This window comes from Mycobacterium sp. 2-64 (assembly GCF_035918375.1).
Classification (GTDB): domain Bacteria; phylum Actinomycetota; class Actinomycetes; order Mycobacteriales; family Mycobacteriaceae; genus Mycobacterium; species Mycobacterium intracellulare.
On record NZ_CP142361.1, the window covers coordinates 425,747 to 452,634 of the forward strand.

The window sequence follows — 26,888 nt, forward strand, 5'->3', positions numbered from 1 at the left end:
GTCGGATGGGCGAGCACGGTGGGTTCGGATTCGACCCGGACGAATTCGATCGCATGATCCGCGAAGGCAGCGAAGGGCTGCGCGACGTGTTCGAGCGCGTCAGCAGGTTCGTCGCCGCTCCCGGTGGCAGGTCGGGCTGGTCGACGATCTTCGAGGACATGTCGCGGCGACCCCGCCCCGCGCCCGAGACCGCCGGCGAGGCCGGCGAGGGCGTGTGGGCCATCTACACCGTGGACGACGGCGGCGGCGCGCGCGTCGAACAGGTCTACGCGACCGAGCTCGACGCCCTGCGCGCGAACAAGGACAACCTCGACCCGAAACGCAAGGTGCGGTTCCTGCCCTATGGCATCGCGGTCAGCGTCCTCGACGACGACTCCGAAGAGACTGCGTAGCAGTCGTTTTCGGCTCAGCCCTGGGTGACGACGTTCGAGTCGCCGGAGTTGCTGATCTTCGGCGTGCCCGAGTGGTAGGTCACCTTGTTGTTGAAGCCCGACGCGGTGATGGCGTCGGCGGCCTCGATGGTGACCGCGTTTTGCACCCCGGAGACCGAGAGGCTGGCGCAATGCCCGGTGATCGTCACCGTGTTGGACACGCCGCTGACGCTGACGATGTTGTCGTTGCAGGCGATGGTCCGGCTCTCGTTGATGCCCGCGACGCTGAGCCGGGCGCCGCGCGGCGGGGCGGGTGAGGTCGACGGCGCTGCTCGCCGCGAGGCCGACGGGGCGGGACTCGTCGAGACGCTCGGCGGCGAGGTGATGAATGACTTCACGCCGGAAATCTGGTGTGCGGCAAAGGCGGCGATGCCTCCCGCGAGTGCGATCACACCGATCACGATGACGGTGCCAAGGATCCACCACACGCGGTTGCCCGAGGGGCTCGGCGGCGGCGGTCCGGTGACCGGGCCGCCGTAGGTCCACGCCGGCGGCGGTGGCGGGGCGCCCGGGGTCGGCGGCGGATGGGCCTGGCCGGCGGACGCGGAGCTGCCCTGCTCTGAGGCCCACGCCGACTCGGCGAGCGGGCGCTCGAGTTCCCGGATCCGCTCTTCCGGGTCATCGTTTGCTGCCATGCATTGAATATGCCATTCGCTTCTGCGTTTTCGGCCCGTTCGGTAGTTTTGGGGATCGTGCCCGATTTGCCGAACCGCCAGGTGTTGTTGCGTCGTCGCCCGTCGGGGCTCGTCCGGCCCGACGACACGGAAATGGTCACCGCGCCCGCGCCCGAACCCGCCGAGGGGGAGGCGCTGCTGCGCACCACCTACGTCGGCATCGACGCGGCCGCCCGCACCTGGCTCGACGACCAGCCCAGCTACCTTCCGCCGGTGCAGCTGGGTGAGGTCATCCGCGCGGCCGGCATCGGCGAGGTGGTCGCGTCGCGGTGTGACGCGTTCGCCGTCGGCGACGTCGTCACGACGCTGACCGGGTTTCAGGAATACGTGATCATCCGCGACGACCTGTTCAGCACGCCGATCCCGGGCGAGGACGACCAGCTGGCGATCATGTCGGTGTACGGGCCGACCGGCGCCACCGCCTATTTCGGGATGACCGACATCGGCCGACCGCAGCCCGGGGAGACGGTGGTGGTGTCGGCGGCCGCGGGGGCCACCGGATCGGTGGCCGGGCAAATCGCCAAGATCGCCGGCGCCCGGGTGGTGGGCATCGCGGGCGGCCCGCAGAAATGCCGGGCGGTGGTGGAGGACTTCGGGTTCGACGCGTGCATCGACTACAAGAACGACGACATCGTCGCGGCGCTCAAAAAGCATTGCCCGCAACGGGTGGACGTCTACTTCGACAACGTGGGCGGGCCCATCCTCAACGCCGTGCTGGGCCGGCTGGCCCCCCGCGCGCGGGTGGTGCTGTGCGGCGTCATCTCCAGCTACCTGACCGGCGACCACCCGGGGCCGGCGAACTACGTGAACCTGTTGTCCAAGACCGCGCTGATGCAGGGCTTCAACGCGCTGGACCAGTGGGGCCGCTTCGACGAGGCGTTCGCCGCGCTGCGCGGCTGGGAGGCGCAGGGCCGACTTCACCACCGGCAGACCATCTTTGAGGGCATCGAGTCGTGTGTCGACGCCCTCAACGGCCTGTTCACCGGCGTCAACGTCGGCAAGACGCTGGTCAAAATCAGCGAACCCGGCGCGCGCTGAGGCCGCGGGATGCGCCGCACCCCCACCGCGTGGTGTTATAACACCGTTTGCGAGAGTTGCCTGGGGAGAGCGCGCCGGGCTTGACGTGCCGGCTTTCAACGATGGGTGGTTTGTAGATGGATCGTCGCAGCATGATGTTGATCTCGGGGCTCGGCATGCTGGGGGCTGCGATGCGCTTGCCGGGTGCCTGGGCCACCCCGCCGGCGCCGCAGGCGCCGCCGGCCGCCGGCGGCGGGCCCTACATCTTCGCCGACGAGTTCGACGGGCCGGCCGGCTCGCCTCCCGATCCCGGCAAGTGGACGATTCAGACCTGGCAGGACGACGTGTTCCCGCCCGTGGAGGGGATCTACCGCGACGATCGCCAAAACGTGTTCCAGGACGGCAATTCCAACCTCGTCCTGTGCGCAACCCACGATCTGATGAGCAACACCTACTACAGCGGCAAGCTGCGCGGCAACTTCCGCAGCATGATCAACCAGACCTGGGAGGCGCGGATCAAGCTGGACTGCTTGTTCCCCGGCCTGTGGCCGTCCTTCTGGGGTGTCAACGAGGACCCGCTGCCCGACGGCGAGGTCGACATCTTCGAGTGGTACGGCAACGGCGACTGGGCCCCCGGCACCACGGTCCACGCGGCGTCCAACGGGAAGACCTGGGAGGGCAGGTCGATTCCCGGTCTGGTCGACGGCAACTGGCACACGTGGCGAATGCACTGGGGCGAAGAGGGATTCGAGTTCTTCCGGGACGGGGCGCAGTACTACAAGGTGCCCAACAAGCCCATCCACGTCGCCGGCGGCGCGCCCGACGACTTCCGGTGGCCGTTCAACAACCCCGGCTACTGGATGACCCCGATGTTCACGCTCGCCGTAGGCGGGGTGGGCGCCGGTGACCCCGCCGCGGGTGTCTTCCCGGCGTCCATGCTGGTGGACTACCTGCGCATCTGGTAGCGGTCATTTCGTGGCTTTGAGCACCTGAACCAGGTTGAACTGCCACCGCTCGACCAGCCGGAAGCCCAGGTCGTGCGGCACCGCGAACGCCGGGGTCGGCCCGTAGCGGGGGCCCGGCGGCAGCGCGGCGCCCCGCTCGTGCGCCGGCTGTGACGGGTCGGCCTGGGTGATGATCCAGACCACGCCGCAGTGGCTCAACGGCTTGGCGACGACCTCGGGGATGAGGTTGGTGTCGAAGACGTCGTTGCGGTCGGTCGCGCGCTGCCACAGCGTCAGGTCGACCAGCTTGCGATAGGCATCCGGGCGAGCCGCCAGCAACGGGCGCATGGGGGCCGGCATGAACGTCACCGTGTCGTTCACCAGCAGACAATCGCCCGGCGCGGCCCGCGCGGTGATCAGGTCGGCCACCTGGCTGTAGTCCATCCCGTATTTGGCGTACGGGTTGCGCTGCGCCCGAACATAATTCGGCGCCGCCGCCACGGCGAACAGGCCGACCAGCGCCGCGGTGACCCAGGGCCTGGCGGCCACCGCGCCGCCGCAGACCCCCAGGATCAGCGCCATCGCGGGCGCGGTGAACGACAGGTAGCGCGGCGTGTAGATCGAGTGCACCAGCACCGAATAGGTCAGGATCGCGGCGGTGGGAATGGCCAGCCACCCCGCCGCGAGCACCAACAGCTGCCGCTCCGATGGCGCCAGCCGCGCGGACCCGCTGAGCCACAACACAATCGCCGCACACATCAGCAGCGCCGCCAGGATGGCGAACGGGGGGCTTCGCTCGAAATACTGTTGCATCACCACGTCTTCGATGGTGCGGTGACCGATCGGGGCGACCCAGCTGATCTGGTGCGCCTGGCCGGCCACCGTCAACAGGAACGGCAACACCGCACCCACCGCCACGGCCGAGGCAGTGGCGAAGCGCGCCAACACGGTTCGGCCGCGGTGGAAGACGACGACGAAGACGACGTACGCCCCCAGCAGCAGCGCGATATACGCGTCGAGCACGATCGAGAGGGCCAGCGCGACACCGTAACCCAGCCACAACCGCCGGGTGTCGCGGCGCGCGGCGTGGACGAGCAGGACCGTCAGCCACACCGCGGCCATCATCGACAGGGCATAGGGCCGCGCCTCGATGCCCGCCCACGTGGTGCGGGGCAGGATCGCGCAGAACGTGCCGGAGGCGATCGCGACTGTCCGCGACGAGAACTGCTTGCCCAGCACCACCACGCCGGCGGCCGCGCCCCCCGCCGCCAGGCCACTCGGCGCGCGCGACCAGAACTCGGTGGCCGGAAAGACCTGAAACCACCCGTGCATGAGCAGGTAGTACAGGCCGTGGACGGCATCGACATTGCCCAGCATGTGCCACATCTGGGCCAGCGAACGGCTGTAGGAGGCCGAGATGGTCGCGGCCTCGTCGTACCAGAAGGAGGGCCGGGCGGCCCCGGCCATGCTCACCGCGACGGCCAGCGCCGCGACGAGCAACGGGTCCAGCGCGGCCGCCACGGCAGGCCGGCGGCTGCCGAGCACGCCGGGGCTGAACACATCGCTATGGTGCCAGAACGGCCCGGGAGGATCGGCCGACCGGGCCCCTGATTCGAACGTATGATCGATCAATGGGACGGCTCGCATCGATCGGGTACAACGGCCAACCGGTCCGTGACCCGTTTCGCGCGGTCCGCCCGCCCATCGCCGTCCTGGTCGACCTGACGGTGCTGTTCCCGCGTGAGCCGCACCGCTCGGGGCGCTATCAGCCCAACGGGCTGCAGCTGCACAAGGTCGTCGAGGGCCGGCTGAGCTGCTGGGCCCTGTGCGAGCAGGGCGACTGGTGGGGCCTGGTGACCTATCCCGTCGCCTACGGATCCCGGCGCAAGACCGTGACGCACTGGGTGCCGGCCTGGACGCTGCGCCGCAAAGCCTGACCGCACCGCGCAATGCGATGATTGCTGCCCGTGGACGCAAGTTGGGCCTCGGTCCTGAGCAAGCTCGTCGCGCTGGCGGCCGTCATTGCGCTGTCACCGATCACGGTCATCCCCGCGGTGCTCGTGCTGCACGCGCCCCGGGCGCGCCCGGCCAGTCTCGCCTTCCTCGGCGGCTGGCTGGTGGGGCTGGTCGCCTTCACGGCGGCGTTCGTCGCCGGCTCGGAGGCGCTCAGCGGCTTCCATGCGACCCCGCCGAAATGGGCGTCCTGGGTGCGCCTGGTCTTCGGGGTGGCGCTCCTCGCGCTCGCGGCGTTCCACTGGTTCACCCGGCACCGCCACCGCAGCATGCCGCGGTGGATGCGGTCGTTTTCCACGCTCTCCCCGGCGCGCGCCGGGGTGGTGGGGGCGGTCCTGGTGCCGCTGCGGCCCGAGGTGCTCATCCTGTGCGCGGCGGCGGGTTTGGCCGTCGGCAACAGCAGCCTGAGCGCCGGCGGCGAGTTGGTCGCGGCCGCGATCTTCGTCGTCGTCGCCGCGTCGACGGTGGCGATCCCGATCCTGGCCTATGCCGGCTCGGGTGACCGCTTCGAGGGAACGCTGGAACGTCTCAAGGCCTGGATGGAGGCCAACCACGACGCGATGCTGGCCGTGATCCTGTTCCTGATCGGGTTGATCGTGCTCTACAACGGGATTCGCGCGCTGGCCTGACCCGCGTTCGGCCGACTCCGGCGCGTTTCGGCGTCACTTCGGCACGGCAATGGGAGGATGCCGCCCATGGCAGGAAGCTGGGGCACGGTGCTGACCGGGCTCGTTCCGCTCGGACTGGTCATCTCGCTGTCGCCGCTCACGGTCATCCCGGCGGTGCTGGTGCTGCAGGCGCCGCGGCCGCGGCCGAGCAGCCTGGCGTTCCTGGGCGGTTGGCTGCTCAGCCTGGCCGCGCTGACGGCGCTGGCCGTCGCGGCCTCCGGGCTGCTCGGCGGCTTGGACAAGGCGCCGCCGCGGTGGTCGTCGTGGCTGCGCGTGGTGCTGGGCGCGGCGCTGATCGCGTTCGGCGTTTACCGGTGGCTCCGCCGAAACGACCAATCCGAGTCGCCGGCGTGGATGCGCTCGTTCGCCAACATCACCCCGGCCCGCGCCGGGATCACCGGCGCGGTGCTAGCCCTCGTGCGCCCGGACGTGGCGCTCATCTGCGTCCCGGCCGGATTGGGGATCGGCACCAGCGGGCTCGGCGTCGCCGGCGACTGGGCGGCCGCCGCGTTCTTCGTCGCCATCGCGGCCTCAAGCGTCGCGATCCCGATCCTGGCCTACGTGGCCGCCGGCAGCCGCCTCGACGACACGTTGGCGCGCCTCAAGGACTGGATGGACCGCAACAACGCCGCCCTGCTCGCGGCCGTCTTGGTGGTGATCGGCGCGATGGTGCTCTACCACGGGATTCACGCCCTGTAGCCGCCGTCGGCCAGGCCGGCGTCGGCTTCGAGCCTGTTGGTCGCCCCAAAGACCAACTCGCGGAACAACTCCCGACCGTAGCCGGTGAGCATGCCCAGATAGCCGCGGGCCGCCCATTGCTGCGCGTGCCGCTCTTCGTGGTGCAGCACCCGGTCCAGGTCCAGCCGGGTGCAGCGCGGCGCGCCGTGCCCGTCAAGGCACCAGGTGTGCCCGGAGGCGACGACCCGGCACAGCTGCTCTGCTGGGTCGTCGAGCCGGCCCAGGTTCACCATGAAGATATCGCCCCACGTGGTGCCGCCCCGCTGGCTGAACAGCCGCTGGATCCAGTTGCCGCCCAACCCCATCAGCATGCCGTTGGGGGTGGTGACCAGGCGCCCCCCGTTGCGGTGCACGAACGGGACGTTGCGGGTGTAGCTCCAGCCGTTTGCCTGCTGCCGCAAGCGGATTCGGGTCACCTCGGCGGCGCAGTGGGGGGTGGCCGGGAAGTCGGTGGGTCGCTTGCCCGCCGCGCCGTAATCGCTGCCGGCGTTCAGGATGTAGGTCATCAGCGCCGCCGCGCGAGCGTCGCCCCCGCCGGCGCTGGGCGGCAGCAGGAAGAAGGATTGGCCGGCCGGGTCCTTGATCTCTTGCATCCTCGCGAGGACCACGAAGCTGGCGCGCGTGATGTCGTGGCGCCGGCTGATCTCGGCGAGCGCGTGCGGGGGCACGCCGCGGCGCTCGGCGTTCTCCCGCCATCTCGTGCAATAGCCCTGTGCGTCCATGTCTTTCCGTTCGATTGTCACCCATGGTTAGGGTGGAGCGAATGAACAGGCGGCCCTGGCGACGCGCGCGCGGCGTCAAACAGATCACCCGAGGACTCGGCACGCTGGATCGCGAGCTGTTCGACGCGATCGCCGAGACGGACACCCCGCTGCTGGACACGGTCATGCCGCGGTTGACGCGCGCGGCCGACCATTCGAAGCTGTGGCTGGCCATCGGCGCGGCCCTGCTGGCCACCGGCAGGCACAGCGCGCAGCGCGGCGCGACCCGCGGGCTGGTGACGCTGGCCGCCACCAGCCTGGTCACCAACCAGTTCGCCAAGCGCATCCGGCGGCGCCCGCGTCCCGGCTACGACTTGGTGCCCCTCGTCCGGCAGGTCCGCCGCCGCCCGACGTCGAATTCCCTGCCGTCGGGGCATTCGGCCAGCGCGGCCGCGTTCGCCGTCGGGGTCGGCCTGGAGAACCCGCCGCTGGGCTTCGGGCTGGCGCTGCTGGCCGGGCTGGTGGGCCTGTCGAGGGTGGCGACCGGCGCGCATTACCCGGGCGACGTCGTCGCCGGGTTCTGGATCGGGTCCGGCCTGGCCGTGCTGGGTGGCCGCCTCGTGCCGCCGATCGTCGAAACCGCCCTTCCGCGAACGGAACCGCTGCGCGTCGAGACGCCGCCGCGGCCCGACGGCGCCGGCGTGGTCCTGGTCATCAACCCGGAGTCGGGCAGCGGCAGCGGGGCCCGCGTGCTCGACGAGGTGCGCGCCGAGCTGCCGAAGGTGGACATCCGCGAGCTGGGTCCCGACGACGACCCCGTCGAGGTCTTGCGTGGCGCGGCCGCCGGCGCCGAGGTGCTCGCGGTGGGCGGTGGCGACGGCACGGTGGCGGCCGCGGCCGGGGTGGCCATCGACGCCGGGCTCCCGCTGGCGGTCTTCCCCGCCGGCACGTTCAACCACTTCGCCAAGGACATCGGCTGCGACACCGTGGCCAAGACCGTCGACGCGATTCGGCGCGGCAGCGTGGCGTGCGTGGACCTGGTGTGCCTCAACGACTCTCAGATGGTGCTCAACACCGCCAGCATCGGCGCCTACCCGGCGTTCGTGCGGCGGCGCGAAAAGCTCGAGAAGCGCATCGGCAAGCCGCTGGCCGGTCTTTACGCGATGCTGCGCACGCTGCGCAAGGAAGAGCCGGTGCGCATCTGTTACGACAACAAGACCCTGCTGACTTCGCTGTTCTTCCTGGGCAATTCGCTGTACCTGCCCACCGGTTTCGCGCCGGCGCGGCGGACCCGCATGGACGACGGCCTGATCGATGTTCGCATCCTCGAGGCGGGCCGGCCATGGGCCAGGACCCGGATCCTGACCGCGCTGGCGCTGGGCCGGCTGGAACGCAGCCCGCTCTACCACGAGTTACAGGTGCCCGAATTCAGCTTCAGCGCCGTCGACGGCCCCACGACCGTTGCCCGCGACGGCGAGGTCGGGGACAAATACGACCAGGCCCGCTTCACCGCGAAATACCGGATCCTTCCGGTGTTTCGTCCGCTTCCCGACGCGCGGCCCCCTCGGTGAGATCGCGCACCCGCGCGTAGCGGGCGGGCACCTCGGGCGAGGGTTCGGCGGTGTATTCGTGCGTCGGCGGCGGCTCCCACGCAGGCGGCCGGGGCGAGCCGCTCAGCGCCCAGGCCGCCTGCCGCGCCGCGCCCGCCGCGACGTACTGCGCCGGGGCGGGCGCCAGCACCGGCATGCCGAACACTGCCGGCGCTATCTCGCGCAGCGCCCTGGATTGCGCGCCGCCGCCGACCAGCAGGATGCGGCGCGCGACGACACCGCGCGCGGCCAGATGCGCGACGCCGTCGGCGAGCGAGCACAGCAGTCCCTCCACCGCGGCCCTGGCCAGGTTGGCCGCGTTCGCGTTGGAGACCCGCAGGCCGTGCAATGCCCCGGTTGCGTTGGGCCGGTTGGGTGTTCGCTCACCTTCGAGGTAGGGAACCATGACCACACCTTCGCTGCCCGGGGGCGCCGACAGCGCGAGCGTCGACAGCTCGTCGTGATCGACCCGCAGCATCGCGGCCGCGGCGTCGAGCACCCGCGCGCCGTTGAGCGTGCACACCAGCGGAAGGTAGCGCCCGGTGCCGTCGGCGAATCCGGCGACATACCCCGCGTCGTCGCGGACCGGATCCGCGGTGACCGCGGCCACCACCCCCGACGTGCCGATCGAGACGATCACGTCGCCCTCTTGGGCGCCGAGGCCCAGCGTCGCGGCGGCGTTGTCGCCCAGACCCGCACCGAATAGTGTTGTGCCACTGCTTGTCCCGTCGGATGGGCCCAGCACGGTGGGCAGCCGCGGACGTCGGCCGCGCAGCGCCAGTTCCAGCAGATCGAGGCGGTAGTCGCCAGTGGCGGCGTCGTAGTAGCCGGTGCCGCTGGCGTCGCTGCGATCGGTCGTCAGCCCCGCGATGTCGGCGTCACCGCGCAACCGCCACGTCAGCCAGTCGTGGGGCAGGCAGACCGCCGCGGTGCGGTCCGCGTGGCGCGGCTCGTGGTCGGCGAGCCAGCGCAACTTCGCCACGGTAATCGCGGCCAGCGGCACGACGCCGACGGCTTGGGCCCACGCGCGCGCCCCGCCCAGCTCGCGCACGAGGGCGTGCGCGGCGTCGGCCGAGCGCACGTCATTCCACAGCAGCGCGGGCCGCACCACCGCGCCGGTTTCGTCCAGGCACACCATGCCGTGCTGCTGCGCGCCGACGGCCACAGCATCGACGCCATCCAGCCCGCCCGCGTTCGCAATGGCCTCTCGCGCGGCGGATTCCCAAGCGCGCGGGTCGATTTCGGTCCCGCTCGGGTGGCCGGCCTGGCCCTCGCGGACCACCGCTCCGGTCTCGGCGTCGCACACCAGCACCTTGCAGGATTGCGTCGAGGAGTCGATCCCGGCGACCAGCGTCATGACGCGTCGTCCCCGACCAGGGCCCGCAGCGTGGCGCGCGCGCCGCGGCGGTGCAGGCAGTCCAGGGTCCACCGGTAGGCGTCGCGGAAGCGCGGGGCGTCGATGAGGTCGCCGAACACCGGGCGGTTGGCCAGAAACGCGTCCTGGTCGTCGCGTTGCGAGCGGGCGAGCGGCACCAACGTGTCGGACAGCCGGTCGATCACCTCGATCGGTTGGCCCTGTTCGTCGACGCCCTCGGCGTAGCGGGCCCAGCTCGCGACGATCGCCGCGGACAGCCGCACCGGACCGCCGGTGCGCAGATTGTCGTGCACGACCGGCAGCAGCCATTTCGGGATGCGGTCCGAGGAGTCGGTGCACAGCCGGGCGACGGTGTCGCGCGCGTAGGCGTTGGCGAACCGGGGGAGTAGTTGGTTGCGGAACTCGGTCAGCCCCGGGATTCGTGTCAGCGTCGGCATGGCCTCCGAATCCAGGTAGCGGGCCAGGAATTCGGCGATCACCGGATCCTGGGCGGCCTCGTGCACCAGGCGGTATCCGGCCAGGTATCCGAAGTAGCACAGGCCCTGATGGCCGGCATTGAGCAACCGCAATTTCATTGCCTCGTACGGCGCGACGTCGTCGACCAGCTGCACACCGGCCTGGTCCAGGGGCGGGCGCCCGTCGGCGAAGTCGTCCTCGATCGCCCACATGGCGAACGGCTCGGCCACCACGGGCCGGGCGTCGCGCACGCCGTATTCGGCCTCCAGCCGCTCGGCCACGTCCGGCGTGGTCACGGGCGTGATCCGGTCGACCATCGAGTTGGGAAAGCGTGTCTTCTGGTTCATCCACTGTGCGAGTTCGGGATTGGTGCGCTGTGCGTAGGACGTGAATGCGCGCCGCGCCGTGTCCCCGTTGCCGACGATGTTGTCGCAGGACACGACGGTGGGGGAGGGCAGGCCGCGCGCCCGGCGCCGGTCGCACGCCTCGGTCACCAACCCGAACACCGCGCTCAGGGGCGGCTGGTAGCCGCCCTCGGTGATGGTGAGTGAGATGATCCGGGTTGCCGGGGCGGCGAGCAGTTCGATGACCGCGTCGGGATCCTCAGGCGCATAACGGAAGTCGACGATGGAGCCGATGACCCGCGGTTCCCGCGTGCCGTCGGGGTGTTCGAGGGTCAGCGTGTACAGGTGGTCCTGGTCGCGCAGCGCGTCGCGCATCTGTTGGTCGCCCGGCAGCACGCCGACACCGCAGATGCCCCAGTCCCGCGCGAGCCCGGCGTTGAGCAGCCGGTCGATGTACATAGCCTGGTGGGCGCGGTGAAAGCCGCCGACACCGAAATGCGCTATGCCGATGCCGATTTGGCTGCGGTCATAGGTCGGGACGGGGATGTCGAGACCGGTCAGGTTCCGTGCGTTCAGCTTCACTCGAGTGTCACCTTAGCGCGGAGTCCGCTGCGGCTAGCTGATTGCTAGGCGTTGGGGCAGAGGTCGCGCAGGGCGAAGATCACCACGTCGGCGGCCTGGCGGCCGTTGATCCCGCCGGAGCCCTGGTCGGCATCGGAGCGCTGCAGCGCCAGCAGCTCCAGCTGCTGCGGCGAAGCGCCCCACGAAAGCTGCTGACACAGATCCGCGCCCATCTGCAACAGCGCGTCGTCGCCGCCGTCGACGGCGTGGATCCCGGCGTTGTGCAGGTCGTTGAGGAAGGCGGCCTGGTCGGCCCGCGCCGGGCCGGCCCAGGCAATTCCCGAGATCAGAAGTGGACCCAACGTCAGCGCCGCTCCGATGAACCGGCCGTGCAGCCTGCGTGCCGCCATCCCACGTTCTCCTTGTGTCTTTGCGCGATGCGGATGATGCACCTTTACACAAAAGTGCATGGACCGCCGCGCGGGAGATCCGGAGGATGAATAGTCGGCGAAGACTGGCCGCGCGGCTGCGCGCGCGGTGTGCGAGGACTCAGCTCGGCGTGGCTAGCTTGGGCACAGATCGCGCATGGCGAAGACGACGATGTCGCCGGCCTGCTGGGGGCTGAGGCCGCCGGCTCCCTGTCGTTCGTCGGAGCGCTGCAGCGCCAGGCCCTCGAGCTGCGCGGGCGGGGCGCCCCAGGAAATTTGCTGGCAGATGTTCAGGCCCGCCTCCAGGAGTGCGGCGTCGCCGCCGGTCACGGCGTGGATCCCGTCCTTGTGCATGTCATTGAGAAAGCTGGCCGCGTCGGCCTGCGCGGGGCTGGCCCAGACGAGGCCGGCGAGAAGCGGGGCACCGAACAGCGCCGAGGCGATGAAACCGCCAGCTAGACGACGTGGTGACATATGCCCTTCCCCTCTGTCTGTCAACGGTTGCTCTCACGGTGTTCACTTCTATGTAACCTCCTGGACAGACTTTGTGCATCAAAAATTCCCTGTGAATGACCTGCGGGTAAATAAAGTCCGCGGGATTCGAAGTCGGCGGCCGACCCCGGGAGAAGCCCCAGAACGCATGCGTGTCGGCGCAGGTCAGCGATGTCCGTCGGCGGTGTTCCGATTCGTGACAGCGTTGTGACGTCACCATTTGGAAACGGCGCGGTGCGGCGTGGCTCGTGTCGCGTGTCGGCTGCTGACAATTGGCCCGGTCGTGAAGGACGGCCTCGGTACGGCTAGGCGGGCCTGCTGCACTGATTGATTGCGGAAATAGCTGAGCGTGAATGAAGGAGAGTTGGCGCTGATGGCGATCGTCGATCGGTTCAACATGAAAGTAGTTGCCGGCGCTGGGTTGTGCGGAGCAGCTATAGCGTTGAGCCCCGACGCGGCGGCCGCCCCGCTGATAACGGGCGGCCACGCGTGCATCCAGGGGCAAGCGGGCGACGCGGCGCCGGCCGCCGGAGGTCCCGTGGCCGCGGGCGCGCCGGCGGACATGTGCGCGGCGCCGCTCACTGACATGTCCGGCGTGCCCATGGCCGTGCCCGGACCGGTGCCGCTCGGTGCTCCGGTGCCGATCGTGCCGCCACTGCCGCTCGCGCCGCCCGTGCCGGTCGTGCCGCCGGTGCCGGTGGTGCCCGCCGGTGCGCCGCTGATCGCCCTGGGCGGGCCGGTGGCGGGTGCTCCCTTGGAGGCGGCCGCTCCGATCATCGACATGGCCGGGGTGAAGGACGCGCCGACCGGCCCGGCGCCCACCGGCGGGCCGACGTCCGGTCAGCCGATTCGCCCGGGCCCCGCGAGCTGAGCCCGAACGTGTGCGGGCCCCTGGTTCCTACCAGCGGGCCCGTTCCGTTGCGTGCCCCAACACAATCGAAGCTCCGCACCCGTCTTGCATGTGGGTGCGGAGCTTCGTTTGCGAGGGCCGCTTGACGCAGCCCGGTCTGACTGAGGCGCTAGTCCTGGACGATCACCGGGTCGCCGACGTTGACGTGGTTGTAGTACCACTCGGCGTCATCGGGGCTCAGGCTGATGCAGCCGTGGCTGACGTTCTCGAGCCCCAGTGATTGGACGGCCCAGGGGGCCGAGTGCACGAACAGTCCGCGGTTGGTGATGCGGACGGCGTAGTTGACCGTGAGCAGGTAGCCGTTGGGGTCGTCGACGGGGATGCCGACGCTGCTCGAATCCATGGTCACCGCAGGCTCTTTCGAGAGCACGGTGTACGAGCCGACCGGCGTCGCGTATTCCGGCCTGCCGAGCGAGGCCGGCATCACGCCCTGCTCCCCGAAGTGCGGGCGATGATGCGGCGCCGGGAGTTGGGTCGGCGGTCCCGCCTCGGCCCCGTCGATGCTCACGGTGAACGTGTGCTGCGAGATGCTGGCCACCCCGATGACGGCGGGACCGGTTTTGATCTCCGAGGTCGCCTGGCCCACCGTCAGCGCAATTGTGCTGTGCGCCGGCCAGTATCGATCGGGCACCCACTGGACGACCTTGTTGTCGAGCCATTCGAACTTGCCCGTCATCGCGGGCGTCGACTTGACCTCAACCGCCCGCTCGGCCGCGCTCCGGTCGGTGACCGGACCACGGAACGTCACCACCACGGGATGCGCCACGCCCACGACCTCGCCGCGCGCCGGTGAAACCGACGCGATGGCAGGACCATGCGACAGGTTGGCCGACGCGAGGCCCACACCGGCCGGCGCTACGACCATTCCGGCAGCGACCCCGACGACCCCAAGAACACACCGAACACCGGTCCGCATGGCCTCAATTCCCTTTTAACTGACATCGTTGCAATAGGGATGATAAATGGCGTCTGACCTGCGAAAGCGCAAGGGCACGTGGATATTCGGCCACGCAACGGTCACGTTTTGACAACGGGAGGTTTGGTTCGGCGGCCTGGCGACGGGACGCGGGCGCTTCCAGCGAAGCGATCAGCGGAGCTGTTGACGATGGATCGCGCCGGCAATATGGTCAACTGGCTGATATCAACTACTTGACACCGGCTGTCGAATCAGAGGTTGCGTCATGGAATCACCGGACCTCGCTCGTCCGTTTGCACCGCACCGTCAGCGCGCCTATGTAGGCCTGCTGACGGTCGTCGGCGTCGTCTTCGTCTTCATGACCATTGCGGAGGCCACCCGGCTGCTACCCCCGACGCTGACGGTGGATGTGGCGGCGAATTTGATCTTCGGCATCCCGGTGCTGCTGCTGCCGCTCATCCTGTTCTGGAAGGGAAGGGGAGAGCAGCGATCCCGTCTGCAGCTTGCGGCCGAGCTGACACTGATCTACATCCCTCTGACGGCGGGAAGCCAGCTGACATATGAGTTGCCGTTCTTGCTCGGTCACCCGTTCAACCTGTGGACCGCCACCACGGACCCCGGGTGGCGGTGGCTGTGGTGGCAGTACGGCCTGGCCGATACCCGCTACCGCAGCGACGACCCGTGGATCTTCGGCCTGGAATTCGGCGCGGTGCTCGTCGGCATCATGCTCACCATCGTGTGGCTTCGTTTGTTGCGCAAGGATTTACCCGACGAGTCGCGGATCAAGTGTCTTTGGCTGACGTTCTTCGGCGTCGCGGTGCTGCTCACCGGGACCCTCGTCTATTACGTCAGCGAAATCCGCACCGGCTTCAACGACATCGGCCAGGGCGCTTACGGCCTGTGTTTCAAGCTGGTCGGGGAGAACGTCCCCTACATGATCCTGCCGGTCTTCGTCCTCTACGCCATTTATCTCCAGGTCGATTACCTGACCAGGCGCGCCGGGGCGACTACACAGGCGCCCGCGCCGGTCAACGCCGGGGTGTAGTTGAAGCGTCGGGCGGCACCGCCACGGGATCGCTGAGCCGGGTAGGGCAGGCCAACGCGTCGGCACCCTCGACAGGCGCGCAAAACCGTTGGGACAAGCCAGGTTCGGTGCTTTCACAGCCTCGCGATTCCGCGGAGGATCTTCATGAAGGGCAACGCGCTGGACAGCCCGCGACTGAGTTGGGGCTGGATGGTGCTCATGTTGAGCAGCGTCGGATACCGGACACCGTGATCGCGGTAGGTGGCGAGCTGATCGAGGACCTCGTCAGGTGTTCCGCTGAGCAGGCATCGCCGCATCAAAGCCCGCGGTACCGCATCGATGTGGGCGAGCGTCGTCGCCTCGTCGAGTAGCTGCGGCAGGAGGTCCTGATATCCGGTGCATCCCTCTCCCATCGGGTGACGGGCGCCGTGCTCGGCCCATTCCACATCCGGGAGAAGGAGGGCATACGTGCGGGCGGGCACTGACTCCAAGGCGTCGTCGACCTCGGCCGTACTGCGCCCGGTCACGACGAACTGCGTGATCGCGGCGACGATGGAGTACGGATCCCGGTTGGCGTCGTCGGCGGCCGCGCGAACCTGTTCCAACCCGGTTGCGTACCGTTCCGGGCTAACGATCGCCACTGGGAACCACCCGTCGGCGTAGCGACCCGTCGCCCGCAACATCCGCGGTCCGTGCGAGGCCACCCAGATCTGCGGCCGGTTGCCTTTGACGGCAGGCAAGGTGAAAATCGCGTTGCGCAGGGGGAACCATTCCGAATCTCGATTCACCAACTGCCCGTTGGAGTTCCACAGCGCACGGATCGTCGCCAGCCCCTCCTCGAATCTGGCCACCGGCTTGGACCAGTCCACCCCATATGGCTCGTTGCCTTCGCGTTCCCCGGTTCCGATCCCGAGGACCGCGCGGCCCCGGGTCATCAGGTGCAGCGTCGCCGCGGCCTGCGCCGTCACGGCCGGATTCCGGCGGCCGGTGTCGGTCACGCAGGTGCCCAGTCGCATCCGGTTGAAACGATGCCGGCCGGCGAGGTGCCCGAGCGTCGTCCACGGCTCCAGGAATGCGTCCGCATGGGGCGCCAGTCGGGCTATCCCGCTGTACTTCGGCGTCATCACCGCTCGCGGCAAAAAGGCATTGAGATGGTCGGGCAGCCAGTACGAATCAGCACCGGTCAGCATGGCTACCCGATAACCCATTTCGGCCGCCGCCGTCGGCCCGAACCGGCTATGCAGTGGCGCTTCGACGACACCGAACTTCACTGCCTCGCCCCCCGGTTGACGCGGCGGAAGACCGCATGGTGGCCAGCGGTGAGACTTAGCAGCGGTCGTTGCCCTAGCGCCGGCATGGACAGCCGCGCCGTGGGTGCCGTATCACGCCGCCAACGTTATGTAGGGCCGAGCAAACGGGACTAGCCATCGCGCGCGGCTCTGTGGCCAGACTGCGCATGGCCCGCCGATCGCCGTGGCGTCGCCTCGACCAAGGAAGAGATTCGGTGCCCGGGCCGCGCTGCCCAGCATGTGAAAGCGTTACCGCTGGTGGATGTGGAGCCGATGACGGGAATCGAACCCGCGTATTCAGCTTGGGAAGCTGATGTTCTGCCATTGAACTACATCGGCACAGTCGCCTCAGAAGGCTAGCATCCAGCACCGCGCCCGCCGGCGCGCCCAGGAGGCCTGACCTCCCCCGGCAACCGGGTCCTAAGAGCGGACACGCGAAATCTAAGACGCCTATCTAACTATTCTCATAACGCTCAGATTTATTATTTCGTTATCGCAACGTAATGTGCTCCGGGTGGGTCGACACGAATTAGCCAGGAAGCGACGTAAACCGTCAGTGGTCCTGGCTGCGGTGCTCGCCCCCGCGGCGGTGTTCTTCGCGGTGTCCGCCGACGTCCATCCATTTGCACCGCACAACCAGGCCAAACCCGTTATCAGCGAGCCCGCCCCCTGTTGCGTGCAAATCGTGACAGCCGCGTCGAAGCGGCCCGCTAAAGCGCTGGTTGACGGCGAGCCCGCCGCGGCATCGCGCTACCACACGCGATCGCGCTTCCTGCCCGCCGGCGTCGCGCCGGAGCAGGGCCTACAGGTCCGCACGATCTTGGTCGAGCGCAGCATCAGCGCGGAGTTCCCCCAGATCCACGAGATCGGTGGGGTGCGGCCAGATTCGCTGCCCTGGCATCCCCGCGGGTTGGCGCTCGACGTCATGATCCCCAACCCCGGCAGCGCGGAGGGCATCGCGCTGGGAAACTCCATCGTCGCCTACGTGATGCAGAACGCCACCCGGTTCGGGATCCAGGACGCGATCTGGCGCGGCGTCTACTACACCCCCGGCGGAGCGCAGGCCAGCCGGCTCGGCCACTACGACCACGTGCACGTCACGACCACCGGCGGCGGATATCCGACCGGCGACGAGGTCTATCTCCGCTGAACCCGCTGCCCAGCAGATAGGCTCGTCGCGTGCTGCTCTCCGATCGCGACCTCAGGGCCGAAATCAGCGCCAGCCGGTTGGGCATCGACCCCTTCGACGACGCCCTGGTGCAGCCGTCCAGCATCGACGTTCGCCTCGACTGCATGTTCCGGGTGTTCAACAACACCCGCTACACCCACATCGACCCGGCCAAGCAGCAGGACGAGCTGACCACCCTTGTCGAGCCCGTCGAGGGGGAGCCGTTCGTGCTGCATCCCGGCGAGTTCGTGCTCGGCTCGACGCTGGAGCTCATCACGTTGCCCGAGGACCTCGCGGGACGGCTGGAGGGCAAGTCGTCGCTGGGCCGCCTCGGCCTGCTGACGCATTCGACCGCCGGCTTCATCGATCCCGGCTTCAGCGGTCACATCACCCTCGAACTGTCCAACGTCGCGAACCTGCCGATCACGCTGTGGCCGGGCATGAAGATCGGTCAGCTGTGCATCTTGCGGTTGACCAGCCCGGCCGAACACCCTTACGGCAGTTCGAGAGTGGGCTCGAAGTACCAGGGCCAGCGAGGACCCACGCCGTCGCGCTCCTATCAGAACTTCATATCGTCTACATAGGTTCTGCGGGGCCCGCTCGCCCCCGTTCTGCGCGATACTTAGTTAGCCATGGTTTTTACCTCCGCCTGGCCGTGGTTCACCGCAATGCCTTTGGAGGGGTTTGTTTTGGATATCGTGCTCGGGGTGTCGATGGCACCGTCGTCGATCCAAATGGTTGTCCTGCAAGGCGAATACGCCGACGGCGCCACGGTAGAAGAGGACGCGATCGACGTCACCGGCGCCGACGACGCGGCGACCGTGAGCGCGTCCGACCGGGTGATCTCGGCGATCTTGGGCACCCGTGAGGGTGCCGCCGATGCCGGCCTCGAGCTGTCGTCCATCGGGGTGACGTGGACCGATCAGTTCGAAGCTGCCGCCCTGCGCGACGCGCTGACCGCTCACCGGCTCGACAACGTGATGCTGGTCTCGGCGTTTCTTGCCGCGGCGGCGCTCGCGCAAAACGTCGGCGGCGCAATGGGTTACGAACGCACCGCCGTACTCCTGGTGGAGCCCGATACCGCCACGCTGGCCGTCGTGGAGACCTCCGACGGCTCCATCCCCGATGTGTACAAGCAGCAGATCCATGCCGAGTCCTACGGCGCCGCCGCCGAGCAGCTCAGCGGAATGGTCGCCGGGCTGGAGAAGCTGGAATACCGCCCGGACGGGCTGTTCGTGGTGGGCTCGGGCGTCGATGTCGCCCCGTTGAAGCCGGCGCTGCAGACGACGACGGCGCTCGACGTGAGCGTGGCCGAGGAGCCGGAGACGGCGCTGGCCCGCGGCGCGGCGCTGGCGTCGGCGAATGCCCCGCTGTTTGCCTCCTCGACCGCCGCGCTGGCCTATGCGCAGGACCCCGGCACCGGCGCCGTCGACCAGCACTCCCTGCCCGAGTACCTCTATGTCCCGTTCGGTCCCGACGCCGGCGACGACGAGCTCGCCTACAGCGCGGTGGCCGATGAGGACGCCGACTCGCCGACCGTGGTCATCGAACGGCTCTTCCTTCCCGAAGAGAGTCAGCCGCAGCGGCGGCCGGCGCTGCTGATCGGCAGCGGGCTGGCGGTGGCTGGCATCAGCGCAGTGTTGGCGCTCGAGATCGCGCTCGCGATCGGGATCCGCACGACGGGCACCGTCGCGTTGCAGCCCACCCCGAACCAGCACCTGATCGTTCCCACCGAGCAGGCGCCGGCGCCGGTGCAGGCGTCCGCGCCGGAGGCGAAGATCAGCCTGCCGGCCCCGGTGGCGGCCCCCAAGCCGTTGAATCCCCCGGTCGCGGCCCCGCTGCCCGCGCCTCCGCCGCCGGAAGCCCCTCCCGTACCGGCGGCGCCGCCGGTGGTCCCCGTTCCCGTCGTGGTTCCGCCCCTGCCAGTCCCGGTGCCGGTGCGCATCCCTGTTCCCAACCCGGTGGTAAGGCCGCCGCTGTTCGAGGCACCGCCGCGCGTGTCAATCCCTCAACCGGCGCGGCCGCAACCGCCGGTGCAAATTCCTCAGCCGCCGACGCCCCCGAAGGTGGGCGGCACCGTTCCGCAGTCGCCGCCGCATCAAACGCCTCCCGGTGAAGGCACCCCGCCCAAGCCGGGCGCTCCGGGTAACTCCGGTGGCGGTCACGTGCCGACGCCGGGTTCGGGGGGTTCCGGTGGTGGGCATGTCCCGACGCCGGGTTCGGGTGGTTCCGGTGGCGGCCACGTGCCGACACCCGGTTCGGGTGGTTCCGGTGGCGGCCACGTCCCGACGCCCGGGTCGGGCGGCTCCGGCGGAGGCCACGTGCCGACGCCCGGGTCGGGCGGTTCCGGTGGCGGCCATGTCCCGACGCCCGGGTCGGGTGGTTCCGGCGGTGGTCACGTGCCGACGCCCGGGTCGGGTGGTTCCGGTGGTGGCCATGTCCCGACGCCGGGTTCGGGTGGTTCCGGTGGTGGCCATGTCCCGACGCCGGGTTCGGGTGGTTCCGGTGGTGGCCATGTCCCGACCCCGGGTTCGGGTGGCGGCCATGTCCCGACGCCCGGTTCGGGTGGCGGCGTACCGAAGCCTGGTGGGGGCGGCCCGGGCGGACTCGGCGGCGGCCACGCTCCTGCGCCCGGCGGCGGACTTGGCGGCGGTCACGCTCCTGCGCCCGGCGGCGGACTTGGCGGCGGTCACGCTCCTGCGCCCGGCGGCGGATTTGGCGGTGGCCACGCTGCGCCGGCGCCTAAAGGCGGCGGTGGCTTCGGCGGCGGGCATAGCGGCGGTGGCCTGGGCGGCTTCGGCGGCGGCCACAGCGGCGGCGGCCTGGGCGGTTTCGGCGGCGGTCACGGTGGCGGCGGTGGCTTCGGCGGCGGTCACGGTGGCGGTGGCGGCGGCCACAAATAGCCTCGGTTTGCCGAGCCTCCCCCCACCAAGCGGCGCATGGGGCACAGCTTCGGCGGTCACGGCCACCGATAACTCAGCAGGCTAGGGTGGCGTCGCGAACCCCCATGCGGCGCCGGCGCGGCTGTGCTGGCGCAGCACAGCAACCAAGCGTCTGGCGATTTGGAGGAGCGGTGGAGGTCGTACTCGGTGTGTCGATGGCACCGGAGACAGTCCGCATGGTGCTCGTCGAAGGCGCTGCCGCGGGCGGGGTGACCGTCGATCAGGACGGCTTCGACGTCGTCGGCGACCCGACCCCAGCTGCCGCCGCGGATCACGTCGTCGCGGCCATTCTCGGCACCCGCGACAGCGCGGCCCTGGGCGGTTACCAGCTCAAATCGAGCGGAGTGAGCTGGACCGACCCGGCCGAGGCGGCGGCCCTGCGAGATGTGTTGGCGGCGCGCAGGATCGAGAACGTGATGCTGGTCTCGGCGGTGATGGCCGCCGCGGCGCTGGCGCAGGCGATGGGCAGCGCGACCAACTGGGCCCGCACGGCGTTGCTGCTCGTCGAACCCACCAGCGCGACCCTCGCGGTCGTCGACACCTCCAACGGGACCGTCACCGACGTGCACCGGCACCCGCTGCCCGGCCGCGACGACGTCGCGCTGGCGAAGCTGACGGCGATGGTCTCGGGCGCCGAATCAATGCGGGCGCGGCCTGACGGGCTGTTCCTCGTCGGCTCGGACGTGGACATCCCGTTGATCAAGCCAACGCTCGAGGCCGCCACGTCGCTCTCGGTGACCACGCCTGAGGAACCCGAGATGGCCCTGGCCCGGGGTGCCTCGCTGGCCGCGGCGAACGCACGGTTGGGCGCGCCGCGGACGATCACGATGCCGTCCGCGCGGATTTCCTCGACCGAGGCGACCGGGTCCGCCCACAACCCCGACGCGCGGGCCGCCCGGTCACGCGAGCGGCACAGCCGAAAGCCGGCGGCCACCGTCGCGCTCGTGATGACCATTTTCGTCACCGGCTTCGTCGCGTTGGCGCTCGCGCTCGTCTTCGGCCGCGATCCGGACACGGGCCAACCACCGGAGGTCAGCACGAACGTCGTCGCTCCGCAGGCCCCGTCGCCCCCGAACACCGGCCCGCCCCCGCCGCCGCCCCCTGCGCCGGCGCCGCCCGAAGCCCCGACGCCCGAAGCGCCCCAGGCACCTGCGCCGTCCCCGCCGCAATCCGGCGACCACCCACACTGGGACGACTGGCTGCATCGCCATTTGGGGCCCGATTTTCCGGTCCCCTAGCCCCGCCGCGGACGGGTCCCGGCCCACCCCCCGGCCGCCGAACACGCGTAAAATCGGGGCACTAGGGGAATAACGGTGGGGACTCAGCGATGTCACGCGCCATCATTTCGTGCGACGGCGACGCCCTCACCGCGAATGACTAGCAACCGACTATTGGAGGAGCTTTGGACACCGTACTTGGTGTGTCGATGGCGCCGACCGCAGTCCGGATGGTGCTGGTCGAGGGGGAAAACGGCGACGGTGCGACCGTCGATGAAGACAATTTCGACGTGACGACGTCCACTGACGCAGCAACTGTCACCGCCTCGGACCAGGTAGTCTCCGCCATCTTGGGGACGCGTCAGGGCGCGGCGGAGGGTGGCTACCAACTGGCGTCGACCGGGGTCACCTTCACCGACCCCGTCGAGGCGGCCGCGCTGCGCGACAAGCTCGCCGCCCACAAGGTCGAAAATGTGATGCTGGTCTCGGCCTTCCTGGCCGCGGCCGCGCTGGCCCAAGCGGTCGGCCACCGAACCAACTACGCGCAGACCGCGCTGCTCTACATCGAGCCCGACACCGCAACGCTGGCGATCGTCGACAGCGCCGACGGATCCATCGCCGACGTCCGGCGCCAAGTCCTTCCCGAAGACGACGAGGCGGCCGTCGCCGAGCTGACGCGGCTGGTCTCCGGCGCGGAGAACATGGAAAGCCGCCCGGACGCCGTGTTCGTCGTCGGCTCCGGCATCGACATCCCGCTGATCAAGCCCGCGCTGGAGGCGGCGACCACCCTGCCGTTGACGGCGGCCGAGGAACCGGAAACGGCGCTGGCCCGCGGCGCCGCGCTGGCGTCGGCGCATGCCCCGCTGTTCGCGTCGTCCACCGCGGCCCTGGCGTACGCGCAGGATCCCGGCACCGGCGCGATCAATCCGCTGGCCGTGGCGCCCGGCTACTTCGACGCACCCGGCGACGCCGGGGTGGATGCCCTGGCGTACAGCGCCGTGCCCGACGACCCCGACGACTTCTTCACCGGCTCGCAGACCGCCGCGACCGAGCTCGTCGGCGCGGACTATCGCGGGCGCAACTTCAGGTTGGTGGGCAGCGCCGTGGCGGCGGTCTTCGTCATCGGCGTGGTGGCGCTGGTCGTCTCACTGGCCATCGCCATCCGCCCGACGGCGAATGTGCGGCCCAGCCCGAATGAGAACGTCGTGGTCGCGCCCACTCGGCCCGCCCCGGCGCCCGCGGCCCCGGCTCCGGCGCCTGCCCAGGCGCCGGCGGCTCCCGCGCCCGCCCCGGAGGCGCCGGCGCCCGTTCCAGAGGCTCCCGCCCCGGCTCCGGCCGCCCCGGCTCCGGCCCCGGTGGCGCCCGCGCCGATCCCGGTTCCGGCGGCCCCGCCGCCCGCTCCCGCTCCGCCGCCGGTCGCGCCCGTTCCGGTGCCGATCCCGCTGCCGATCCCAGGCATCGGCGGTCCGCCCGGTGGCGGGTGGGGCCCCGGTCACGGCGGAGGCCACGGGGACCACGACGACGGCTTCCCCGGTGGCCCGCGCGGCGGCTTCGGCGGCGGGCCGCGCGGCGGTTTCGGCGGTGGCCACGGTCACGGCGGATTCGGCGGGGGTGGCCCACGCATCAACATCCCGGGCATCCCGGGGATTTAATAGGCCGGCGGAGCGGCGGCCACCCGTCATCTTCCGTTTGCCTCCCGCTTAGCCCGGCGACGCGGTTAGCTCATCGGGGTCGCTTACACCAGTGGTATGCGATGCACCGTGTTCGGCACGGGATACCTCGGTGCCACCCACGCGGTCGGGATGGCGGCGCTCGGACACGACGTCCTCGGGATCGACATCGACCCGGGCAAGGTGGCCAAGCTCGCCGGGGGTGACATCCCCTTTTACGAGCCAGGCTTGCGAAAGTTGTTGAACGAGAACCTGGCTGCGGGTCGGCTGCGGTTCACCACCGACTACGACGCGGCCGCCGACTTCGCCGACCTGCACTTCCTGGGCGTGGGCACACCGCAGAAGAAGGGCGAATACGGCGCCGATCTGCGCCACGTCTATGCCGTGATCGACGAGTTGGTGCCCCGGTTGACCAGTTCGGCGGTGTTGGTGGGCAAATCGACGGTCCCGGTGGGCACCGCGGCCGAGTTGAACCAACGCGCCGCCGCGCTGGCGCCGCGCGGGGTGGACGTCGAAATCGCCTGGAATCCGGAGTTTCTGCGCGAGGGCTACGCGGTGCAGGACACCCTGCGCCCGGACCGCATTGTGCTTGGGGTCCACCAGGATTCGGTGCGCGCCGAGGCCGCGGTTCGTGAGCTGTACGGTCCGCTGCTGGACGCGGGGGTGCCGTTCCTGGTGACGGATCTGCAAACCGCGGAGTTGGTCAAGGTCTCCGCCAATGCCTTTCTGGCGACGAAGATCTCGTTCATCAACGCCATTTCCGAGGTGTGCGAGGCGGCCGGCGCAGACGTCAGCCTGCTGGCGGATGCGCTCGGATACGATCCCCGCATCGGACGCCAATTCCTCAACGCCGGTTTGGGTTTCGGCGGTGGCTGCCTGCCAAAGGACATCCGGGCATTCATGGCGCGCGCCGGGGAACTCGGGGCCGACCAGGCGCTGACGTTTCTGCGTGAGGTGGACAGCATCAACATGCGTCGCCGCACCCGGATGGTGGAACTGGCCAGCGCGGCGTGCGGCGGGTCGCTGCTGGGCGCCAACGTCGCGGTGCTCGGCGCGGCGTTCAAGCCCGAATCCGACGACGTGCGCGACTCGCCCGCCCTCAACGTGGCGGGGCAACTGCAGCTCAACGGCGCCGCGGTCAACGTCTATGACCCCAAGGCGCTGGACAACGCGCAGCGCCTGTTCCCGACCCTGAACTATGCGGTCTCGGTCGAAGAGGCCTGCGAGCGCGCGGATGCCGTGCTGGTGCTCACCGAGTGGCGGCAATTCGTCGAGCTCGATCCCGACGACCTGGCCGACGGGGTGCGCGCCCGCGTCATCGTCGACGGCCGCAACTGCCTGGACACCGCCCGGTGGCAGCGGGCGGGCTGGCGGGTGTATCGGCTCGGCGCGCCGCGACCGTAGGGACACAAGAGCGGGCTTTCCTTCAGTTCGATTTCAACCCCTCTCGCGGGATCGGATCGTCGTTACCCTCAAAAGTCCGACACCGTAGGTGTCTACCAAGGCCTTTCACAACTGGTGCGTGGCTTCATCGACGGGCTTCCCGGCGAGCACCGGTTCGGTGCCACGCTGGCATTCGAACGCAGCGCCGAGAAGATCGGCGAGCTGGTTCGCGGCAAGCCGTTGGCGGCAATCCATCCGGTGGTGCGGGTGCACCCCGAGACCAACGAGCGCGTGGTGTATGTCCACCAGTTCTTCACCAAGGAGATCGTCGACCTGTCCCCGCGGGAGAGTCGTCACGTCCTGGACCTGTTGTTCGAGCAGATCTCCCGCCCGGAGTATTCGGTTCGATTCAAGTGGGAGCCGGGAAGCGTTGCGTTCTGGGACAATCGGGCCACGTTGCATCTCGCGCCGCGCGACTTCGAGCATCTCGATCACGAGCGCGTGCTGCATCGGATCACGCTGGTCGGCGACATCCCGGTCGGCCCGGACGGGCGCCCATCGGAGCCGTTGGAGGGCCAGTTCTTCGGGGCCGCCTGACAGGGCGTGGGCCCGACCTCACCGGCTCCGGTGCGACCACAGCAGGCCGAGCACCCCGAACGCCGCCACCGCGGTGGTGGTCAGCGCTACCGGCCACAACGCCCCGCCCACGTGGGCGACCACCGAGGTGAGCAGCAACGGGATGAGTCCGCCGATGATGGTGGAACTCTGGCCGGACAACGACATTCCGGTGTAGCGGACCCGGGCCGGGAAGGACTCGGCGAGGTATTTGGGCAACGCGCCCCACACGACCCACATCGGCGCGCCGATCAAGGTCTCGGTGATCAGCAGCGCCGCCACCGTCGACGAGGCGGAGAGGACGGCCAGCAGCCCCGCCGTCGGCAACACGAGCAATCCGAGTAGGCCCGCGCGGACCACCCTCGGCGCGCCGACCCGATCGGCGAGCCAGCCGCCCAGCAGCGTCAGCACCCAGAACACGGTGACGTGCACGGCGGAGATTCCCAGCAGCACCGACGAGGCCGGCCGGGCAAGGCTTTTGGTGCCGTAGCCGGTGAGAAAGACGGTCTCGACGAAGAACGGGACGGTCACGCCGCCCAAATAGACCCCGAAGCAGACCAGCATGGTGCGGCCGTGCTGACGAACGGCCTCGCGCAACGGGAAACGCGACAGTTCGCCGCTGCGGTGCAGCGCGGTGAACTCCGGCGATTCCATCACCCGCAACCGGATGAACAGGCCGACGACGCTCAGCGCGATCCCGAACAGGAACGGCACCCGCCAACCCCACGTCACGAAACTGTGTTCGCTCAGCAACGAGGCCAGGATGAACAGCGAGCCGGTGGCCAACCCCTGGCCCAGCGTCGCCCCGGTCTGCACCAGCGATCCCCAGAAACCGCTGCGGTGTGGCGGGCTGGTCTCGGTGACCACCAGGACCGCGCCGGCCCATTCGCCGCCGAGCCCCACCCCCTGAAGAAACCGCAACAACACCAGCAGCGCGGGCGCCGACCACCCTATCGCGCTGTAGCTGGGCAGCAACCCCATCAGAAACGACGGGATGCCCATGATCAAAAGCGTTGCCACCAGCATCTTCTTGCGTCCAAGGCGATCACCCAAGTGCCCGAAGACGACCCCGCCCAAAGGGCGGGCGACGAACCCCACCGCGAAAGTGCCAAGTGCGGCAAGCACTCCGGCCGTGGCCGAGGCGCGCGGGAAGAACAGCGGACCGAAGACCAGGGTGGCCGCAAAGCCGTAGAGGAAGAAGTCGTACCACTCCAGCACGCTGCCGGCGAGACTGGCCAACGCCACCCGGCGCATGCCCGGGACGGGTGCCGCCTCTGCGGGCGGGGTCGCCGCCCGGGTGCTTTCCTGCTCTGCGATCGTCAT

At 69.6% G+C, this 26,888-nt stretch carries 26 protein-coding genes and 1 tRNA gene; 16 read left to right on the forward strand and 11 right to left on the reverse strand.

From position 1 onward, the window contains the following. Positions 1–5 precede the first annotated feature (5 nt). Positions 6–392: a hypothetical protein gene (locus QGN31_RS01975; RefSeq protein WP_008261626.1), complete on the forward strand. Its 387-nt coding sequence runs from the start codon at positions 6–8 to the stop codon at positions 390–392. Between the two features lie 14 nt (positions 393–406). Here the strand turns inward: QGN31_RS01975 and QGN31_RS01980 are convergent, their stop codons facing one another. Next, a complete protein-coding gene (locus tag QGN31_RS01980; RefSeq protein WP_008261624.1) occupies positions 407–1,066 on the reverse strand; it encodes a DUF3060 domain-containing protein in 660 nt (219 codons plus the stop codon). Between the two features lie 57 nt (positions 1,067–1,123). On the opposite strand from QGN31_RS01980, the gene QGN31_RS01985 reads away from it, so the two are divergent. Continuing rightward, positions 1,124–2,143, forward strand: a complete 1,020-nt coding sequence (locus tag QGN31_RS01985; RefSeq protein WP_026071147.1) for an NADP-dependent oxidoreductase — start codon at positions 1,124–1,126, stop codon at positions 2,141–2,143. Positions 2,144–2,259: 116 nt separating this feature from the next. Then, on the forward strand, positions 2,260–3,087 hold the full coding sequence (locus QGN31_RS01990; protein WP_009956078.1) for a glycoside hydrolase family 16 protein: 828 nt from the start codon (positions 2,260–2,262) through the stop codon (positions 3,085–3,087). 3 nt (positions 3,088–3,090) lie between these two features. On the opposite strand, the gene QGN31_RS01995 is transcribed toward QGN31_RS01990, so the two are convergent. Next, the gene (locus tag QGN31_RS01995; protein ID WP_036429635.1) at positions 3,091–4,626 is read right to left on the reverse strand and encodes a glycosyltransferase family 39 protein; all 1,536 of its coding nucleotides are present in this window, start codon (positions 4,624–4,626) and stop codon (positions 3,091–3,093) included. Between the two features lie 71 nt (positions 4,627–4,697). On the opposite strand from QGN31_RS01995, the gene QGN31_RS02000 reads away from it, so the two are divergent. The 3 genes from QGN31_RS02000 to QGN31_RS02010 all read left to right on the forward strand — a co-directional run bounded on the left by QGN31_RS02000 (position 4,698) and on the right by QGN31_RS02010 (position 6,446). Then, a complete protein-coding gene (locus tag QGN31_RS02000) occupies positions 4,698–5,003 on the forward strand; it encodes a hypothetical protein (protein ID WP_008261617.1) in 306 nt (101 codons plus the stop codon). 30 nt (positions 5,004–5,033) lie between these two features. Continuing rightward, entirely contained in the window at positions 5,034–5,708 is a 675-nt protein-coding gene (locus QGN31_RS02005; RefSeq protein ID WP_008261616.1) for a GAP family protein, read from the forward strand. 66 nt (positions 5,709–5,774) lie between these two features. Continuing rightward, a complete protein-coding gene (locus tag QGN31_RS02010; RefSeq protein ID WP_008261614.1) occupies positions 5,775–6,446 on the forward strand; it encodes a GAP family protein in 672 nt (223 codons plus the stop codon). Here QGN31_RS02010 and QGN31_RS02015 read toward each other — a convergent pair. Then, a complete protein-coding gene (locus QGN31_RS02015) occupies positions 6,434–7,207 on the reverse strand; it encodes a hypothetical protein (RefSeq protein ID WP_014943061.1) in 774 nt (257 codons plus the stop codon). The two genes, QGN31_RS02010 and QGN31_RS02015, sit on opposite strands and share 13 nt — an antisense overlap. A 41-nt stretch (positions 7,208–7,248) precedes the next feature. Between QGN31_RS02015 and QGN31_RS02020 the strand changes: the two genes are divergently transcribed. After that, positions 7,249–8,757 carry a bifunctional phosphatase PAP2/diacylglycerol kinase family protein gene (locus tag QGN31_RS02020; protein WP_014943060.1) on the forward strand — a complete coding sequence of 503 codons (1,509 nt, stop codon included), beginning with the start codon at positions 7,249–7,251 and terminating at the stop codon, positions 8,755–8,757. Here QGN31_RS02020 and QGN31_RS02025 read toward each other — a convergent pair. From QGN31_RS02025 to QGN31_RS02040, 4 genes are all read right to left on the reverse strand, one after another. After that, positions 8,693–10,132 carry an FGGY family carbohydrate kinase gene (locus QGN31_RS02025; protein WP_008261608.1) on the reverse strand — a complete coding sequence of 480 codons (1,440 nt, stop codon included), beginning with the start codon at positions 10,130–10,132 and terminating at the stop codon, positions 8,693–8,695. The two genes, QGN31_RS02020 and QGN31_RS02025, sit on opposite strands and share 65 nt — an antisense overlap. Beyond that, positions 10,129–11,532 carry a mannitol dehydrogenase family protein gene (locus tag QGN31_RS02030; protein WP_014385954.1) on the reverse strand — a complete coding sequence of 468 codons (1,404 nt, stop codon included), beginning with the start codon at positions 11,530–11,532 and terminating at the stop codon, positions 10,129–10,131. Before QGN31_RS02030 ends, QGN31_RS02025 begins: the two co-directional genes overlap by 4 nt. Before the next feature lie 44 nt (positions 11,533–11,576). Next, positions 11,577–11,921 (reverse strand): DUF732 domain-containing protein, encoded by a 345-nt coding sequence (locus QGN31_RS02035; protein WP_008261604.1) that lies wholly within the window; start codon positions 11,919–11,921, stop codon positions 11,577–11,579. A 153-nt stretch (positions 11,922–12,074) separates the two neighbouring features. Further along, the gene (locus QGN31_RS02040; RefSeq protein WP_008261601.1) at positions 12,075–12,413 is read right to left on the reverse strand and encodes a DUF732 domain-containing protein; all 339 of its coding nucleotides are present in this window, start codon (positions 12,411–12,413) and stop codon (positions 12,075–12,077) included. 391 nt (positions 12,414–12,804) lie between these two features. On the opposite strand from QGN31_RS02040, the gene QGN31_RS02045 reads away from it, so the two are divergent. Further along, complete coding sequence (locus QGN31_RS02045; RefSeq protein ID WP_036389690.1) at positions 12,805–13,302, forward strand: hypothetical protein; 498 nt, start codon at positions 12,805–12,807, stop codon at positions 13,300–13,302. A gap of 148 nt (positions 13,303–13,450) precedes the next feature. Here QGN31_RS02045 and QGN31_RS02050 read toward each other — a convergent pair whose 3' ends face one another. Further along, positions 13,451–14,257: a L,D-transpeptidase gene (locus tag QGN31_RS02050; RefSeq protein ID WP_014943058.1), complete on the reverse strand. Its 807-nt coding sequence runs from the start codon at positions 14,255–14,257 to the stop codon at positions 13,451–13,453. 265 nt (positions 14,258–14,522) lie between these two features. Here QGN31_RS02050 and QGN31_RS02055 point away from each other — a divergent pair, with 265 nt between their 5' ends. Further along, a complete protein-coding gene (locus QGN31_RS02055; protein ID WP_014385952.1) occupies positions 14,523–15,302 on the forward strand; it encodes a hypothetical protein in 780 nt (259 codons plus the stop codon). Positions 15,303–15,415: 113 nt separating this feature from the next. Here the strand turns inward: QGN31_RS02055 and QGN31_RS02060 are convergent, their stop codons facing one another. Together QGN31_RS02060 and QGN31_RS02065 are read right to left on the reverse strand one after the other, a co-directional pair. After that, on the reverse strand, positions 15,416–16,552 hold the full coding sequence (locus tag QGN31_RS02060) for an LLM class flavin-dependent oxidoreductase (protein ID WP_014943057.1): 1,137 nt from the start codon (positions 16,550–16,552) through the stop codon (positions 15,416–15,418). Positions 16,553–16,835: 283 nt separating this feature from the next. Continuing rightward, positions 16,836–16,909, reverse strand: a tRNA-Gly gene (locus QGN31_RS02065). Positions 16,910–17,084: 175 nt separating this feature from the next. Between QGN31_RS02065 and QGN31_RS02070 the strand changes: the two genes are divergently transcribed. The 7 genes from QGN31_RS02070 to QGN31_RS02100 all read left to right on the forward strand — a co-directional run bounded on the left by QGN31_RS02070 (position 17,085) and on the right by QGN31_RS02100 (position 25,547). Continuing rightward, on the forward strand, positions 17,085–17,720 hold the full coding sequence (locus QGN31_RS02070; RefSeq protein WP_026071149.1) for a hypothetical protein: 636 nt from the start codon (positions 17,085–17,087) through the stop codon (positions 17,718–17,720). Positions 17,721–17,749: 29 nt separating this feature from the next. Continuing rightward, positions 17,750–18,322 (forward strand): dCTP deaminase, encoded by a 573-nt coding sequence (gene dcd / locus QGN31_RS02075; RefSeq protein WP_008261591.1) that lies wholly within the window; start codon positions 17,750–17,752, stop codon positions 18,320–18,322. Between the two features lie 48 nt (positions 18,323–18,370). Further along, entirely contained in the window at positions 18,371–20,641 is a 2,271-nt protein-coding gene (locus QGN31_RS02080) for a DUF7159 family protein (RefSeq protein WP_050989398.1), read from the forward strand. Between the two features lie 170 nt (positions 20,642–20,811). Further along, positions 20,812–21,918: a DUF7159 family protein gene (locus tag QGN31_RS02085; protein WP_008261587.1), complete on the forward strand. Its 1,107-nt coding sequence runs from the start codon at positions 20,812–20,814 to the stop codon at positions 21,916–21,918. 164 nt (positions 21,919–22,082) lie between these two features. After that, a complete protein-coding gene (locus QGN31_RS02090) occupies positions 22,083–23,549 on the forward strand; it encodes a DUF7159 family protein (protein ID WP_420029137.1) in 1,467 nt (488 codons plus the stop codon). 96 nt (positions 23,550–23,645) lie between these two features. Further along, positions 23,646–24,971, forward strand: coding sequence for a UDP-glucose dehydrogenase family protein (locus QGN31_RS02095; RefSeq protein WP_008261583.1), 1,326 nt, complete (start codon positions 23,646–23,648; stop codon positions 24,969–24,971). 114 nt (positions 24,972–25,085) lie between these two features. Next, positions 25,086–25,547 (forward strand): TauD/TfdA dioxygenase family protein, encoded by a 462-nt coding sequence (locus tag QGN31_RS02100; RefSeq protein WP_014385948.1) that lies wholly within the window; start codon positions 25,086–25,088, stop codon positions 25,545–25,547. Positions 25,548–25,565: 18 nt separating this feature from the next. Here QGN31_RS02100 and QGN31_RS02105 read toward each other — a convergent pair whose 3' ends face one another. After that, a complete protein-coding gene (locus QGN31_RS02105) occupies positions 25,566–26,888 on the reverse strand; it encodes an MFS transporter (protein WP_014943053.1) in 1,323 nt (440 codons plus the stop codon).

What these genes read in the sequence shown, in the direction of transcription:
- QGN31_RS02095 (WP_008261583.1), top strand. Translation starts at nt 23,646, where the DNA reads ATGCGATGCACCGTGTTCGGCACGGGATACCTCGGTGCCACCCACGCG.
- QGN31_RS02080 (WP_050989398.1), top strand. Translation starts at nt 18,371, where the DNA reads ATGGTTTTTACCTCCGCCTGGCCGTGGTTCACCGCAATGCCTTTGGAG.
- QGN31_RS02010 (WP_008261614.1), top strand. Translation starts at nt 5,775, where the DNA reads ATGGCAGGAAGCTGGGGCACGGTGCTGACCGGGCTCGTTCCGCTCGGA.
- QGN31_RS02025 (WP_008261608.1), bottom strand. Translation starts at nt 10,132, where the DNA reads ATGACGCTGGTCGCCGGGATCGACTCCTCGACGCAATCCTGCAAGGTG.
- QGN31_RS01990 (WP_009956078.1), top strand. Translation starts at nt 2,260, where the DNA reads ATGGATCGTCGCAGCATGATGTTGATCTCGGGGCTCGGCATGCTGGGG.
- QGN31_RS02055 (WP_014385952.1), top strand. Translation starts at nt 14,523, where the DNA reads ATGGAATCACCGGACCTCGCTCGTCCGTTTGCACCGCACCGTCAGCGC.
- QGN31_RS02020 (WP_014943060.1), top strand. Translation starts at nt 7,249, where the DNA reads ATGAACAGGCGGCCCTGGCGACGCGCGCGCGGCGTCAAACAGATCACC.
- QGN31_RS02035 (WP_008261604.1), bottom strand. Translation starts at nt 11,921, where the DNA reads ATGGCGGCACGCAGGCTGCACGGCCGGTTCATCGGAGCGGCGCTGACG.
- QGN31_RS01980 (WP_008261624.1), bottom strand. Translation starts at nt 1,066, where the DNA reads ATGGCAGCAAACGATGACCCGGAAGAGCGGATCCGGGAACTCGAGCGC.
- QGN31_RS02000 (WP_008261617.1), top strand. Translation starts at nt 4,698, where the DNA reads ATGGGACGGCTCGCATCGATCGGGTACAACGGCCAACCGGTCCGTGAC.
- QGN31_RS02050 (WP_014943058.1), bottom strand. Translation starts at nt 14,257, where the DNA reads ATGCGGACCGGTGTTCGGTGTGTTCTTGGGGTCGTCGGGGTCGCTGCC.
- QGN31_RS02015 (WP_014943061.1), bottom strand. Translation starts at nt 7,207, where the DNA reads ATGGACGCACAGGGCTATTGCACGAGATGGCGGGAGAACGCCGAGCGC.
- QGN31_RS02045 (WP_036389690.1), top strand. Translation starts at nt 12,805, where the DNA reads ATGGCGATCGTCGATCGGTTCAACATGAAAGTAGTTGCCGGCGCTGGG.
- QGN31_RS02040 (WP_008261601.1), bottom strand. Translation starts at nt 12,413, where the DNA reads ATGTCACCACGTCGTCTAGCTGGCGGTTTCATCGCCTCGGCGCTGTTC.
- QGN31_RS01975 (WP_008261626.1), top strand. Translation starts at nt 6, where the DNA reads ATGGGCGAGCACGGTGGGTTCGGATTCGACCCGGACGAATTCGATCGC.
- QGN31_RS02105 (WP_014943053.1), bottom strand. Translation starts at nt 26,888, where the DNA reads ATGACGATCGCAGAGCAGGAAAGCACCCGGGCGGCGACCCCGCCCGCA.